Annotated in this window: 12 protein-coding genes; 7 read left to right on the top strand and 5 right to left on the bottom strand. The window is 62.3% G+C overall.

Annotated features, from left to right (window positions below; translation table 11 throughout):
• Positions 1–123 precede the first annotated feature (123 nt).
• Positions 124–933, top strand: a complete 810-nt coding sequence (locus JN403_RS14695) for a pyruvate, water dikinase regulatory protein (RefSeq protein ID WP_205487349.1) — start codon at positions 124–126, stop codon at positions 931–933.
• Positions 934–996: 63 nt separating this feature from the next.
• On the opposite strand, the gene prpF is transcribed toward JN403_RS14695, so the two are convergent.
• The 5 genes from prpF to JN403_RS14670 form a co-directional block, all read right to left on the bottom strand.
• Positions 997–2,187, bottom strand: a complete 1,191-nt coding sequence (gene prpF, locus JN403_RS14690; protein ID WP_205482954.1) for a 2-methylaconitate cis-trans isomerase PrpF — start codon at positions 2,185–2,187, stop codon at positions 997–999.
• 52 nt (positions 2,188–2,239) lie between these two features.
• Positions 2,240–4,834 (bottom strand): Fe/S-dependent 2-methylisocitrate dehydratase AcnD, encoded by a 2,595-nt coding sequence (acnD, locus tag JN403_RS14685; protein WP_205482953.1) that lies wholly within the window; start codon positions 4,832–4,834, stop codon positions 2,240–2,242.
• Between the two features lie 62 nt (positions 4,835–4,896).
• Complete coding sequence (gene prpC, locus JN403_RS14680) at positions 4,897–6,024, bottom strand: 2-methylcitrate synthase (RefSeq protein WP_205482952.1); 1,128 nt, start codon at positions 6,022–6,024, stop codon at positions 4,897–4,899.
• A gap of 192 nt (positions 6,025–6,216) precedes the next feature.
• A complete protein-coding gene (gene prpB, locus JN403_RS14675; protein WP_172612643.1) occupies positions 6,217–7,107 on the bottom strand; it encodes a methylisocitrate lyase in 891 nt (296 codons plus the stop codon).
• Positions 7,104–7,811 carry a GntR family transcriptional regulator gene (locus JN403_RS14670; RefSeq protein ID WP_205482951.1) on the bottom strand — a complete coding sequence of 236 codons (708 nt, stop codon included), beginning with the start codon at positions 7,809–7,811 and terminating at the stop codon, positions 7,104–7,106. The genes prpB and JN403_RS14670 overlap by 4 nt, the downstream gene beginning before the upstream one ends.
• Positions 7,812–8,108: 297 nt before the next feature.
• Here JN403_RS14670 and JN403_RS14665 point away from each other — a divergent pair, with 297 nt between their 5' ends.
• The 6 genes from JN403_RS14665 (at position 8,109) to JN403_RS14640 (ending at position 15,548) form a co-directional block, all read left to right on the top strand.
• On the top strand, positions 8,109–8,687 hold the full coding sequence (locus JN403_RS14665; protein ID WP_122534566.1) for an ATP-dependent zinc protease: 579 nt from the start codon (positions 8,109–8,111) through the stop codon (positions 8,685–8,687).
• Positions 8,688–8,691: 4 nt separating this feature from the next.
• Complete coding sequence (locus JN403_RS14660) at positions 8,692–10,242, top strand: inactive transglutaminase family protein (RefSeq protein WP_205482950.1); 1,551 nt, start codon at positions 8,692–8,694, stop codon at positions 10,240–10,242.
• On the top strand, positions 10,242–11,210 hold the full coding sequence (locus JN403_RS14655; protein WP_205487347.1) for an alpha-L-glutamate ligase-like protein: 969 nt from the start codon (positions 10,242–10,244) through the stop codon (positions 11,208–11,210). The genes JN403_RS14660 and JN403_RS14655 overlap by 1 nt, the downstream gene beginning before the upstream one ends.
• 437 nt (positions 11,211–11,647) lie before the next feature.
• Positions 11,648–12,667, top strand: coding sequence for an iron ABC transporter permease (locus JN403_RS14650; RefSeq protein WP_205482949.1), 1,020 nt, complete (start codon positions 11,648–11,650; stop codon positions 12,665–12,667).
• Entirely contained in the window at positions 12,664–13,428 is a 765-nt protein-coding gene (locus tag JN403_RS14645) for an ABC transporter ATP-binding protein (protein ID WP_240356577.1), read from the top strand. The genes JN403_RS14650 and JN403_RS14645 overlap by 4 nt, the downstream gene beginning before the upstream one ends.
• A gap of 8 nt (positions 13,429–13,436) precedes the next feature.
• On the top strand, positions 13,437–15,548 hold the full coding sequence (locus tag JN403_RS14640; RefSeq protein ID WP_240356575.1) for a TonB-dependent receptor: 2,112 nt from the start codon (positions 13,437–13,439) through the stop codon (positions 15,546–15,548).

Here is a 15,548-nt window from a genome sequence, read left to right as displayed (position 1 = left end):
GCTTTTGGTGCGGGAATCGCGGCGATTGAAAACAGGTAGAATGCGGCCAGTCATGGCCCGCAAGCCGGCCTATCATATCCACAAATTGTCTTCAGCTTAAGGCCCCGGGGCGCAAATGAAACGATCCGCTTTTTCATCTCCGATGGCACCGGCATTACCGCCGAAACCCTTGGCCAGAGTCTGCTAGCGCAATTTGAAAACATTACATTCAACAAGTTCACGCGCCCCTATATCGACAGCGTCGAGAAGGCCCGGGCCATGGTGCAGCAGATCAACAAGGCCGCCGAAAAGGACGAAGCCCGTCCGATCATCTTCGACACCATCGTCAATCAGGACATCCGCGAGATTCTCGCGACCTCCGACGGCTTCATGATCGACATTTTTTCGACCTTCCTCGCTCCGCTGGAGCTGGAGCTTAGTTCACACTCTTCCTACTCGGTGGGGAAATCCCACTCCATTGGGCACAACTCCAATTACATGGAGCGGATCGAGGCGGTGAACTTCGCGCTGGACAACGACGACGGCGCCAGAACCCATTATTACGACAAGGCCGACATCATCCTGGTGGGCGTGTCGCGCTGCGGCAAGACCCCGACCTGCCTGTACATGGCCATGCAGTTCGGCATCCGCGCCGCCAATTACCCGCTGACCGAAGACGACATGGAGCGCCTGCAGCTGCCCGCCGCGCTGAAACTGCACCGGGACAAGCTGTTCGGCCTGACCATCGATCCCGACCGTCTGACTGCGATCCGCCACGAACGCAAACCCAACAGCCGCTACGCCAGTTACGCCCAGTGCGAGTTCGAAGTGCGCGAAGTCGAAGGCCTGTTCCGCCGCGAGAACATCCCGCACATCAACTCCACGCATTTCTCGGTCGAGGAAATCTCGGCAAAGGTGCTAGTGGAGAAAGGCGTCGAGCGGCGGTTTAAGTAGCTGCGCAGCGGCAAGTTTGAAGTTGCAAGCTGCAAGTTGGCCGGAGCAGGCCATGCGCTCCGGTCAGAAGCTGTTGCCCGGCACGCGGACCCAGCCTTCCATCAACACCCGCGCGCTGCGGCTCATGATGGCTTTTTTGACGTGCCATTCGCCGTCGACCAATACCGCTTCAGCGCCGACGCGCAGGGTTCCGGAGGGGTGGCCGAAGCGCACGGCACTGCGCTCGCCGCCGCCCGCTGCCAGGTTGACCAGCGTGCCCGGTATCGCCGCCGCTGTGCCGATGGCCACTGCCGCCGTGCCCATCATCGCGTGATGCAGCTTGCCCATGGACATGGCGCGCACCAGCAGATCGGTGTCTGCGGTGGTGACCCGCTTGCCGCTGGAAGACAGGTATTCAGCGGGCGCGGCCACGAACGCCACTTTAGGCGTGTGCTGACGCGTTGCTGCTTCCTCGACCGTGCCGATCAGCCCCATGCGCACGGCGCCATAGGCCCGAATCGTTTCGAACATGCTCAGGGCCTTCGGGTCGCTGTTGATTGCGTCCTGCAATTCGCTGCCGGTATAGCCAATGTCCCGGGCATTGACGAAGATCGTCGGGATGCCGGCGTTGATCATCGTCGCCGTGAACGTCCCCACACCCGGCACGTCGAGTTCGTCCACCAGATTGCCCGTGGGGAACATCGAGCCGCCAGCGCCCTCCTCGTCCGCCGCAGGGTCCATGAACTCCAGCTGCACTTCGGCCGCCGGAAAGGTCACGCCGTCGAGCTCGAAATCGCCGGTTTCCTGCACCGCGCCGTCAGTCATTGGTACATGGGCGATGATGGTTTTGCCGATGTTGGCCTGCCAGATGCGCACCACCGCCACGCCGCTCTGCGGAATACGCGCCGGGTCAACCAGACCGTTGCTGATGGCGAACGGGCCGACCGCCGCGGACAGGTTGCCGCAATTGCCGCTCCAGTCGACGAAGGGCTTGTCGATGGCGACCTGGCCAAACAGGTAATCGACGTCGTGATCGGCTTTCTCGCTTTTTGACAGGATCACCGTCTTGCTGGTGCTCGACGTCGCGCCGCCCATGCCATCGATCTGTTTGGCGTAAGGGTCGGGGCTGCCGATCACCCGCAGCAGCAAGGCGTCACGGGCGGCGCCTGGAGTCTGTGCAGCTTCGGGCAGGTCGTCCCGGAGGAAAAACACGCCCTTGCTGGTGCCGCCGCGCATGTAGGTCGCGGGAATCTTGATCTGTGCTGTGGAAGCCATGGAACTGTTCCTTCTGATTCTTTCTTATATAGAGAGCAGAGCGCGCGCCAGCTCAGGCGACGGCCGAAGATTCGAGGAAGTCCTGGGCAAAGCGTTGCAACACACCGCCGGCCTCGTAGATCAACACCTCTTCTCCCGTGTCGAGGCGGCAGGTCACCGGCACCTCCACACGCTCGCCGTTCTTGCGCTGGATGATCAGCGTCAGCGTGGCACCCGGGGTGCGCGGTCCGATCACGTCGTAGATTTCACTGCCATCAATGCCCAGGGTCAGGCGATTGGTGCCCGGCTTGAACTCAAGCGGCAGCACGCCCATGCCTACCAGATTGGTACGGTGGATGCGCTCGAAGCCTTCGGCGACGATGACTTCGACACCGGCCAGGCGCACGCCCTTGGCCGCCCAGTCCCGGGACGAACCCTGGCCGTAATCGGCGCCGGCAATGATGATCAGTGGCTGCTTGCGGGCCATGTAGGTTTCGATGGCCTCCCACATCCGCGTGACCCGGCCTTCCGGCTCGATCCGCGCGTAGGAGCCCTGCTTGACCTTGCCGTTCTCCACCACCATTTCATTGAACAGTTTGGGGTTGGCAAACGTCGCGCGCTGGGCCGTCAGGTGATCGCCGCGATGGGTGGCGTAGGAGTTGAAGTCCTCTTCCGGCAGGCCCATTTTGTCCAGGTATTCGCCGGCCGCACTGTCGAGCATGATTGCGTTGGACGGCGACAGGTGATCGGTGGTGATGTTGTCCGGCAACACCGCCAGCGGACGCATGCCCTTGAGGGTTCTCTCGCCGGCCAGGGCGCCTTCCCAGTACGGCGGTCGGCGAATGTAGGTGCTCATCGGGCGCCAGTCGTACAGCGGCGCGACTTTCGGGCCGGTGTCTTCGTGGATGGCGAACATCGGGATATACACCTGACGGAACTGCTCCGGCTTGACCGAGGCCTTCACCACCTGATCGATCTCGGCGTCGCTTGGCCAGAGGTCCTTCAGGCGGATTTCTTCGCCATTAGGCCCAAGACCCAGCACATCTTTCTCGATATCGAAGCGGATCGTTCCGGCGATGGCGTAGGCCACCACCAGCGGCGGCGAGGCAAGAAACGCCTGCTTGGCGTAAGGGTGAATGCGCCCGTCGAAGTTGCGGTTGCCCGAAAGCACTGCCGTGGCGTACAGGTCGCGGTCGATGATTTCCTGCTGGATCACGGGGTCCAGCGCGCCGGACATGCCGTTACAAGTGGTGCAGGCGAACGCGACGATGCCGAAACCCAGCTGCTCCAGCTCGTCGGTCAGCCCTGCTTCGTCCAGGTATAGCGCGACGGTTTTCGAGCCTGGCGCCAGGGACGACTTGACCCACGGTTTGCGCGTCAGGCCCAGGCGATTGGCATTGCGCGCCAGCAAACCTGCGGCGATGACGTTGCGCGGGTTGCTGGTGTTGGTGCAGCTGGTGATGGCGGCGATGATCACCGCGCCGTCCGGCATTTCGCCCGGGGTTTCCTCCCACGGCGCCGCGATGCCTTTGGCGGCCAGATCGGCGGTAGCTACACGTGCGTGGGGGTTGGACGGTCCGGCCATGTTGCGCACCACGCTGGACAGGTCGAAACGCAGCACGCGCTCGTATTCGGCGGTGACCAGGCTGTCGGCCCAGAGCCCGGTGTGGCGGGCGAAGGTTTCGACCAACTGCACTTGCTGGTCTTCGCGACCGGTCAGCCGGAGGTAATCGATGGTCTGTTGATCGATGCTGAACATGGCAGCGGTGGCGCCGTACTCGGGGGCCATGTTCGAAACGGTCGCGCGGTCGCCAAGGGTCAGCGCGCGGGCGCCCTCGCCGTAGAATTCCAGATACGCGCCGACGACCTTTTGCTGGCGCAGGTATTCGGTGAGCGCCAGCACCACGTCGGTGGCGGTAATGCCCGGCTGCGGACGACCCGACAGTTCGACGCCGATGATGTCCGGCAGGCGCATCCACGAGGCACGACCGAGCATGACGTTCTCGGCTTCAAGGCCGCCGACGCCGATGGCGATGACCCCCAGAGCATCCACGTGTGGGGTGTGGCTGTCGGTGCCGACCAGGGTGTCGGGGAAAGCGACGCCGTTCAGCGTCTGAATCACCGGTGACATCCGCTCCAGATTGATCTGGTGCATGATGCCGTTGCCGGGCGGGATCACTTCGACGTTCTTGAACGCCTGCTTGGTCCAGTTGATGAAGTGGAAGCGGTCTTCGTTGCGACGGTCTTCAATCGCCCGGTTCTTGCTGAACGCGTCCGGGTCGTAGCCCCCGCATTCGACGGCCAGCGAGTGATCGACGATCAACTGCACGGGCACCACGGGATTGACCTGCGCGGGGTCGCCGCCCATGTCGGCGATTGCGTCGCGCAAGCCGGCGAGGTCCACCAGCGCGGTCTGGCCGAGAATGTCATGGCAGACAACGCGCGCCGGAAACCACGGGAAATCAAGATCACGCTTGCGTTCAATCAGTTGCGTGAGCGAAGCCGTCAGCGTGGTCGGATGGCAACGGCGCACCAGGTTTTCGGCGAGCACGCGGGAGGTGTACGGCAGCGTGGCGTAGGCGCCTGGCTTGATCCCATCGACTGCCGCCTGGGCGTCGAAGTAATCCAGCGAAGTGCCGGGCAGCGATTTGCGGTATTCAGTGTTCATCGTCAGGACTCGATCACGGAAAAGTTTCGGGTGGAGAGCCCCGTGGAACTCTCCTTTCCCCATCAGCGCTGTTCGATGGGCACGAATTTGCGCTGTTCGACGCCGATGTATTCGGCGCTCGGTCGGATGATGCGGTTGTTGGCGCGCTGTTCGAACACGTGGGAAGCCCAGCCGGTCAGGCGCGAGCAGACGAAGATTGGGGTGAACAGCTTGGTCGGGATGCCCATGAAGTGGTACGCCGAGGCGTGGTAGAAGTCGGCGTTGGGGAACAGCTTCTTCTGCTCCCACATGGTCTTGTCGATGGCTTCGGAGACCGGGAACAGCACGGTGTCGCCCACCTCCTCCGCGAGCTTTTTCGACCAGCCCTTGATCACCTCGTTACGCGGGTCGTTGTCCTTATAGATCGCGTGGCCGAAGCCCATGATCTTGTCCTTGCGCTCCAGCATCGCCAACGTGCCCTTCGTCGCTTCTTCGGCGGAGGAAAACTTCTGGATCATCTCCATCGCCGCTTCATTGGCGCCGCCGTGCAACGGACCGCGCAATGTGCCAATGGCCGCCGTGATGCAGGAAAACAGGTCGGACAGGGTCGATGCGCAAACCCTGGCGGTGAAGGTTGAGGCGTTGAATTCGTGCTCGGCGTAAAGAATCAGCGAGACGTCCATGACCTTGCGGTGCAGTTCGCTCGGCGCCTTGTCCAGCAGCAGTTTCAGGAAGTGCCCGGCAATGGACACTTCGTCGGTGACGCAGTCGATGCGCTTGCCTTCATGGCTGAAGCGGTACCAATAGCACATGATCGCCGGGAACGCGGCGAGCAGCCGGTCGGTGGAATCGAGCTGCTGGGCGAAGCTGGTTTCGGGCTCGAGATTGCCGAGCATCGAGCAGCCGGTGCGCATGACGTCCATGGGGTGGGTGTCGGCGGGAATGCGCTCGAGCACTTCTTTCAGCGCCTGGGGCAGGTCACGCAGGCCCTGGAGCTTCTTCAGGTAACCATCGAGTTCCGCCTGGGTCGGCAGATCGCCGTACAGCAGCAGGTACGCGACTTCTTCGAATCGGGCGTCGGCGGCGAGTTCACGCACGTCGTAGCCGCGGTAGGTCAATCCGGCGCCGGCCTGGCCGACGGTAGACAACGCGGTCTGCCCGGCCACCTGGCCTCGCAGGCCTGCGCCGCTCAATACTTTTGCTTCAGCCATTGCTGTCTCCAGTCTTGTAGTTGTGTGGGAATCGGCAATTCGTCTCTATGTTTTACGCAGCCTTCAGAGCAAGAGATACGCTAACCCGTGGGAGCGAGCTTGCTCGCGAAGGCAATAGTCCGGGTAATAGAAGGGGTTCGGATATACCGTCCTCTTCGTGAGCAAGCTCACTCCCACAGTGATCGGGCTTTTCTACGATTTCTTCTGCGCAAACAGCGCATCGAGCTTCTGCTCGAACGCGTGGTAGTCGATGCGTTCGTACAACTCCATGCGCGTCTGCATGGTGTCGATGACATTCTTCTGGGTGCCGTCGCGACGAATCGCGGTGTAGACGTTTTCCGCCGCCTTGTTCATCGCCCGGAATGCCGACAGCGGGTAGAGCACCAGCGCCACTTCGGCGGACTTCAGCTCGTCGGTGGTGAACAGCGGCGTCGAACCGAACTCGGTGATGTTGGCGAGGATCGGCGCCTTCACCCGCGAGGCAAACAGCTTGTACATCTCAAGCTCAGTGATTGCTTCCGGGAAGACCATGTCCGCGCCTGCCTCGATGCACGCGGCGGCGCGATCCAGAGCTGATTCCAGGCCTTCCACCGCCAGCGCATCGGTGCGCGCCATGATCACGAAACTGTCGTCGGTTCGCGCATCCACCGCCGCCTTGATGCGATCAACCATCTCCTGCTGCGAGACGATTTCCTTGCCGGGCCGGTGACCGCAGCGCTTGGCGCCGACCTGGTCTTCGATGTGCATCGCCGCCGCGCCGAACTTGATCATCGACTTGACCGTGCGCGCCACGTTGAACGCCGAAGCACCGAAACCGGTGTCGACGTCCACCAGCAGCGGCAGGTCGCAGACGTCGGTGATGCGGCGCACGTCGGTGAGCACGTCATCCAGGCCGGTGATGCCGAGATCCGGCACGCCCAGCGAACCCGCCGCGACGCCGCCGCCGGACAGATAAATGGCCTTGAAGCCGGCCCTTTGCGCCAGCAACGCGTGGTTGGCGTTGATCGTGCCGACCACTTGCAGCGGATGCTCGCTGGCGACAGCGTCACGGAAGCGTTGGCCGGGAGTGGTTCTTGTGGTCATTGTTCACCTCGGGCAGTGGCAGCGCGGAAGTGCTGCTCGATATTGCGTTTGGACGCGGCAATGTGGCGGCGCATCAACAGCTCGGCCAGCTCGCCGTCACGTTCGGCGATGGCGTCGAGAATACGGTGGTGCTCGGCGAACGCCTGGCGCGGACGATTGGGTGTCGTCGAGAACTGGATGCGGTACATGCGCACCAGTTGGTACAGGTCATCGCAGAGCATCTGGGTCAGGGTGCTGTTACGCGCGCCCTGGATGATCCGGTAATGAAAGTCGAAGTCGCCTTCCTGTTGGTAATAGCCGACGCCGGCCTGAAAGGCGCTGTCGCATTCATGGGTTTCCAGCACGCGGCGCAGCTCGTTGACTTCTTCGACGGTCATGCGCTCGGCGGCCAGGCGACAGGCCATGCCTTCGAGGGATTCGCGAATTTCGTACAGCTCGACCAGTTCGGCATGGCTCAGGGAAACCACGCGAGCGCCGACGTGGGGGACGCGCACCAACAGGCGCTGACCTTCAAGCCGGTGGATGGCTTCGCGCAATGGCCCCCGGCTGATGCCGTAAGTGCGCGCCAGCTCAGGCTCGGAGATCTTGCTGCCAGGGGCAATGTCGCCTTTGACGATGGCCGCCTGAATACGACGAAAGACGTTCTCGGACAGCGTCTCGGCGTCCAACGACGTAGCAGGCAGAGTTTCGGCGGCATCCAACATTGTTGACACCTGATGATCGAATGCCAGCAAATCTAGCGAATGAAGGCAGTTCCGTCAAAGCTAAAAGGCTGATTGTCGACAATCGTCTAATGGAGACACCCTCTGATGAAGCGTCTGACCGTACCTGTCCGCTGCGCCCTTCGCTGGCGTCACAAAGGCTTCATGCTAAGATGCGGCCCGTTGAAGACCACCCATGCAGGCAACAGACGGCTTGCCCAGGCGCGGCACCTTGGTTCAAACCAAAACCGTATTTCGACGTCAAAGCAGCTCTTTCACCTTTTCATCGCACCTGGACTTATGAGCCGTCACCCCCTTCTCGTTCTCTTATCCCTGTACCTGCCAGGCTTCTTTCTGCCCGGACTTTTTCTTTCCGGGCTTTTTCTGCCCGGCCTGAGCCTGGCCGCTGAAAAGACGGTGTATGGCTTGAACGAGTACGCAGAACTGGCCGACATCGACCTGCAAGTCGCCGCCAAACTGGACACCGGCGCGAAAACCGCCTCCCTGAGTGCCCGCGACATCAAGCGTTTCAAGCGCAATGGGGAATCCTGGGTGCGTTTTTACCTGGCCATCGACGATGCCCACGAACACCCCATTGAACGCCCCCTGGCCCGGGTCAGCAGGATCAAGCGGCGTGCGGGGGATATCGACGCCGATGACGACAGGAAATACACCGCCCGCCCGGTCATCAGCCTGGATGTGTGCATGGGCAGCGCGCTGCGCACCATAGAAGTGAACTTGACCGACCGCAGCGCATTCCAATACCCGCTTCTGATTGGCTCCGAAGCCCTCAAGCACTTCGATGCGCTGGTCGATCCAAGCCTGAAATACGCAGCAGGCAAGCCTGCCTGCGTCACCGATGCTCAAACCGCAGAGTAACAACATGCGCTCTCTTACCCTCCATCTGAAAATCCTGATCGCGACCCTCGTCACGCTGGGCATCGCGATCACGGCTTATCAGATATTGGCACTCGGCATTCCGGTGACCGAAGACGAAACCGACGACCTGTGGAACATCGACGCCAAGGTCGAGTTCATCGCCAACCCGAAGGACACGGTCAAGGTACAAATGTACGTGCCGCCCCTTTCGCGGGATTACATCAGCCTCAACGAAAGCTTCATCTCCAACAACTACGGCGTGAACGTCAATCGCGCGGATGGCAACCGCAAGGTGACCTGGTCCGCACGCCGGGCCAACGGCAACCAGACGCTCTACTACCGGCTGGTATTGACCAAGCGCTACAGTGGCGAGAAAGCCAAGATCAAAGGCCCGATCTTCCGCGACAGCATCGTTGTGGAAGGCCCGGAAAAAATCGCCGCCGACGCACTGCTCGCGCCGATCCGGCAGCACTCGGCCGACGTCGAGACTTTCGTCAGCGAAGCCATCAAGCGCGTCAACAACTTGAGCGATGACAACGTCAAGCTGCTGCTGGCCGGCGATACGTCGGTACAGAACAAGGCGCGGATCACCGAGACGCTGCTGTCCATCGCCCACGTGCCGGTGGAGAAAGTCCACACCATCCGCTTGGTCGCCGATCAGCCGCAGTCACCCGAACTGTGGCTGCGCAGTTTCAATGGCAAGGACTGGCTGTATTTCAATCCGGAAACCGGCGAGGCGGGCCTGCCCCAGGACCGACTGCTGTGGTGGACCGGCAACGACAACCTGATCTCCGTGGAGGGTGGCAAGAAGGCCACTGTGAGCTTCAGCCTGAACAACAGCGAGATGAACGCCATTCGCCTGGCCAAGCTGACCGACGAAAGCACCGACGCCGACTTCCTCGAATACTCGCTGTACAGCTTGCCGCTGCAAACCCAGAAGACCTTCATGATCATGGTGATGATCCCGATCGGCGTGCTGGTGATCCTGATCCTGCGCAACCTCGTAGGCCTGCAGACGCTGGGGACCTTCACCCCGGTGCTGATCGCGCTGGCGTTCCGCGAGACCCAGCTGGGCTTCGGCATCGTGTTGTTCACCATCATCACCGCGCTGGGCCTGTCCCTGCGCTCGTACCTCGAACACCTCAAGCTGCAAATGCTGCCGAGGCTGTCGGTGGTGCTGACCTTCGTGGTGGTGCTGATTGCCGCCATCAGCCTGTTCAGCCACAAGCTGGGGCTTGAGCGGGGGCTGTCGGTGGCGCTGTTCCCGATGGTGATTCTGACCATGACCATCGAACGCCTGTCGATCACTTGGGAAGAGCGCGGCGGCGGCCATGCCATGAAAGTCGCCATCGGCACGCTGTTCGCGGCGTCCCTGGCGCACATCATCATGAGCATTCCGGAGTTCATCTACTTCGTGTTTACCTTCCCGGCCATCCTGCTGATTCTGGTGGGCTTCATGCTGGCGATGGGGCGTTATCGCGGGTATCGGCTGACCGAGCTGATTCGCTTCAAGGCCTTCCTCAAGGAAGACGCCGAGCGGGAAACCCCTAAATGATCGGCTGGTGGAAAACCTGGAAGGCGCTGGAAGCCAAGGGGATCATGGGCATCAACCGGCGTAACGCCGACTACGTGCTCAAGTACAACAAGCGCAGCCTCTACCCCATTGTGGATGACAAGATCATCACCAAGGAGCGGGCCATCGCCGCGGGCATTCATGTGCCCGAGCTGTACGGGATCATTTCCACCGAAAAGGAAATCGACAAGCTCGACACGATCATCGGCGGGCGCAGTGATTTCGTCGTCAAGCCGGCCAAGGGCGCAGGCGGCGACGGCATCCTGGTCATTGCCGACCGGTTCGAAGAGCGCTTCCGCACGGTCTCCGGGCGCATCATCAGCCACGACGAAATCGAGCATCAGATTTCCAGCATCCTCACCGGGCTGTATTCCCTGGGCGGCCACCGCGACCGGGCGCTGATCGAATACCGGGTCACGCCGGATCAGATTTTCAAGAGCATCAGTTATGAGGGAGTCCCGGACATCCGCGTGATCGTGCTGATGGGCTATCCGGTGATGGCCATGTTGCGCCTGCCCACCCGACAGTCCGGCGGCAAGGCCAACCTGCACCAGGGCGCCATCGGTGTCGGCGTCGATCTGGCGACCGGCCTGACGCTGCGCGGCACCTGGTTGAACAACATCATCAGCAAGCATCCCGACACCACCAATGCGGTAGATGGCGTGCAACTGCCGAACTGGGACGGTTTCATGAAGCTTGCGGCTGAGTGCTACGAGCTGTGTGGCCTGGGTTATATCGGCGTGGACATGGTGCTGGACCAGGACCGCGGGCCGCTGATTCTGGAGCTCAACGCCCGGCCGGGGCTGAACATCCAGATCGCCAACGACTGCGGGCTGACTCACCGGACATTGGCGGTGGAAAAGCGGCTCGAAGAGCTGGCAGCGGACGGTGTCCAGGAGAGCGCGGAAGAGCGGGTCAAGTTTGCGCAGGGGTTGTTTGGGCACGTTTGAGCTTTGTCGATTGATCGGGCTGATCGGTGTTCGCCGATACACTGATGGCGTTCACACTGGCCTCTTCCCGGCTGAAGCCGGTCCCACCAGATGCCGCGCGCAGTCAATGAAACCGGGTGAAACGCCGACTGCGGGACTGCCTGGACCTCAACTGTGGGACCGGCTTTAGCCGGGGAGGCGTTACGCGCTACACCGAAAATCTGATGGCGTTCACACCGGCCCCTTCCCGGCTGAAGCCGGTCCCACTAGACCACCGCTCACATTCGTAGGACCGGCTTTAGCCGGGAAGGCGTCAGGCGTCAGTCCGCGAAACCCGAGCCGAACATCACCGGCCGCTCCCCCGATAAATGAAGATTCACCCCATGCGGCATCCCGTCCCTAGAGAAGCCTCGCCTATCGCTGTATAGTTTTTTACATACCGAAACAATGAGTAACAGATGTCCCCTCTCAAGCTGCACTCCCCTCTGCTGCTCGGCCTGTTGGCGTTGATCATGACGGCTGCCGGTGCGCTGTTATTGGGCCGCTATCAAATCTCAATCCACGAATTCCTGACGTTCATTGCAACGATGCTGGGCATCAGCGACATGCCCGCCCAGCGCTACGACCTGCTCCACAGCCTGATCATCGAGGCGCGCCTGCCTCGGGTCATTGCCGCGGTGCTGGTGGGTGCCGGGCTTTCCGTCTCGGGCGCGGTGTATCAGGGCGTGTTCCGCAATCCGCTGGTGTCGCCGGGTTTGCTCGGCGTGTTGAGCGGTTGTGCGTTCGGCGCTGCGCTGGGAATCATCTGGCACCTCCCGCCTTTGGCCATTGCGCTGGTGGCGTGCGTGACCGGGCTCATCGCCGTGGCGGTCGGCCTGGGCATCGCGCACATGTTCCAGACTCCCTCGATCCTGCTACTGGTGCTCGGCGGCATTGTCGCGAACGCCCTCTTCACCTCCTTGCTGTCCATCGCCCAGTACATGGCCGATCCGGTGGATCAGTTGCCGAGCATCGTCTATTGGCTGCTCGGCAGCCTCAGTGCCGTCGACGTGCAGGCGTTGGGGATCATCGGGCCGATTCTGGCCGTGGCCATCGTGCTGTTGTGTCTGACCGGCCGCGCCATCGATGCGCTGTCCCTGAGTGATGACGAGGCCCTGAGCCTGGGGGTGCCGGTCGAGCAGATTCGTGGCGGCCTGATCGTGCTGACCACGCTGATCTGCGCACTCACTGTGAGTCTGGCGGGGATGGTCGGCTGGATCGGTCTGTTGATTCCGCACCTGGCGCGGTTGCTGGTCGGCCCCGGCAATACGCGCCTGCTGCCCCTCAGCGCCTGCCTGGGCGGGATCTTCCTGCTGGGGGCCGACGGCATCGCTCGCAGCGTGTCGGCGGGAGAAATCCCCCTCGGCATCATTACCGAGTTGCTCGGCGCGATCGCCTTTGTGTTGGTGCTGCATCGCGTGCGCAAGGGCTGGCTATGAAGCGCTTGCAGGCCCGCCAACTCAGCTATCGAGTCGGCGACCGCTTGATTCTCGAAAACGTTTCGCTGGACATAAAAGCCGGCGACAACATCGCCCTGCTGGGGGCCAACGGGGCCGGGAAAAGCACGTTGATGAGGCTGCTGCTGGGCTTGCTGACGCCCCACGCCGGCGAGGTGCTGATCGCTGGCCAACCGATGCGTTCAATGAAGCGCCGCGCCGTGGCCCGGCAGATTGCCTACGTGCCGCAGAACCATGTCCCGAGCTTCCCGTTCAGCGTTACGCACATGGTCGGCCAGGGCCGGTTGCCCACCGTTGGCCTTGGCCATGGGCCGAGCCGCGACGACAATACCTCTGCGGAGCAGGCCCTGACCGACCTGGGCATCCTGCACTTGAGTGAACGGCCGTATACCGAGCTGTCCGGTGGCGAGCGTCAGTTGGCGCTGATCGCCCGGGCCATGGTCCAGCGCGCAAACATCATCATTCTCGACGAGCCGGTCACCGGGCTCGACTACGGCCATCAGCTGCGCCTGCTGGCCTTGCTCAAGCGCCTCGCCACCCAAGGCATCAGCATTCTGTCCAGCACCCATCGCCCTGAACACGCCCTTGCCTCGGCCAATCGCGTGCTGGTGCTGCACGACGGCCAACTCATCGCCGACGGCGCGCCCCACGACGTCATCGACAGCGCCCTGATGGCGCGTCTTTATCAGGTCGCCGTCGAGCAGATCGACACCAACGGCCACCGATTTTTTATTCCTTGCTGAGTGTGTACATGACCCGATCCTTCTCATCGCGCCTGGCGTTCGCGCCGCTTTTGTTTGGCGGCTTCGCCCAGGTCAGTCTGGCGCAAGAAATGACCCTGGCACCGCTGGACATCAGCGCCCAACAGTCGATCGCCGATCAGGCGCGGGAGAAGTCGGCAACCCTTGGCCCCATGGGTGAGCGCAGGCTGCTGGACACACCCTATTCCATCAGCGTGCTCTCCTCCGACCTGATCGACAGCCAGCAGCTGAAAAGCTTCAAGGACATCATTCGCTACCTGCCCTCCGTGCAGGCCGACGGCGCCCGGCCGCAAACCCGGGGGCTGCAGGGCAGCGTGGTGCAGAACAGCCGGCTGGACGGCCTCAACGTGGTGTCGACCACCGATTACCCGGCCGAGCAACTGGGCGGCGTCGAAGTGCTGAGCGGTCTGTCGGGGTCGCTGTATGGCCCGGCGAATCCGGCCGGCACCTTCAACCTGCTGTCGAAACGCCCGACCGATTTCACCCGTAATCGGGTGACGGTCGGCGTGGGCACCGGGCTGACCTGGCTCAAGGCCGCCGACCTGAGCGGCCCGTTCGACCCGGACGGCAAGATCAAATACCGCCTCAACGTGGCCGACGAACAGGGCCACAGTTATGCCCCCGGCAGCACGTTGCGCCGGCAGTTGGTGAGCCTCGCCACGGACTTTGAGATCAGTGACGACAGCGTCATCGAAACCAACTTCAGCCACTACGACTACCTGTCCAAGGGCCTGCCCGGCAAGTTCGCGGTCGCCTCAAGCGTCACGCTGCCCCACGCGCCGGACCCGACTCGCAGCAATCTCGGGCAGAATTATTCTGGCGACAACAACACCACGGACACCGCCAGCGCGCACTTCAAGCACGACTTCGACGGCAACTGGAAACTCGACATCGGCGCGCTTCGGCAGATCGCCGACCGCGAATCCACCGCAGTGACCAACACGCTGATTAACAACGCCGGCACCTATCGCAGCTCGGTGGCGAGCGCCACCGCCAGCCGCTTCACCATCAACAGCTACCTGGCAAACCTCAACGGCAGCGTTTACACCGCCGGTATTCGCCACGACCTGACTGTCGGCGTCACCGGTTTTGACTGGGACAACTACAACCCCGTGGCCGGCGGGACGAAAACCCTGGGCACTGCGTCATTGAACAACCCGGCCAGTTTCGACGAGCCGGATTTCCCCGACTTTACCGATCGCTATCACTCGGCCAACGCCCGCCAGCGTTCCTTCGTGCTGGGCGACACCCTGACCTTCACGCCGAAATGGAGCCTGATGCTCAGCGGCAGCCAGAGCCGTTTGACCGCCGACAATTATTCCCAGGCAGGCGTCCACACGTCATCGCAGGACTCGGGCATCAGCACGGCCAGCAGCGTGATGTACAAGCCGGTGGACGACCTGACGCTGTACCTGACTTACGCCGACAGCTTGCAACAGGGCGACAGCGCCGCGGCCGGCAGCAGCAACGCCGGGGCGATCCTGTCGCCGTACCGCAGCCGCATGTGGGAGCTGGGCGGCAAATGGGTCGCGCGCGGGGTCAACCTGTCGCTGGCGGCGTTCCAGATCAAGCGGCCCTTCGCCTACACCCAGCCGGATAACGTCTATGCCGTGGCGGGGGATCAGCGCAATCGTGGGGTGGAATTCCTCGCCGACGGTGACCTGACTCAAAACCTCAAGATGTTCGGCGGCATCACCTGGCTGGACCCGAAACTGCTGTCCACCGGCAACGAAAGCACGGAAGACACGCGCATTGTCGGGTTGTCGCGGGTTACCGCCAGCCTGTTGACCGAATACCGCATCGATCAGGTGCCGGGCCTCGCGGTCAACCTGAACGCCCGCTACGCCAGCGCCCGCCCCACTGACGACAGCAGCGATCACTGGGTGGGCAGCTACAAGACCTTCGACGCCGGGGCCAGCTACAGCACCCGGTTGATGAAGCGCGACACAGTCTACCGGCTCGAAGTCACCAACCTGGCCAACGAACGCTACTGGACCAACATCGTCCCCGGCGGGCTGAACGGCTACACCGGTGCCGGACAAGCCAGCGCCACGCCGGCCGCGCCGCGTATGGTGCAGGCGTCGATTCAGGTGGATCTGTGA

The organism is Pseudomonas sp. 15A4 (assembly GCF_016925575.1).
GTDB lineage: Bacteria > Pseudomonadota > Gammaproteobacteria > Pseudomonadales > Pseudomonadaceae > Aquipseudomonas.
Note: the sequence above shows the minus strand (reverse complement) of the source record. Positions and strands in the feature narration are given on the sequence as shown.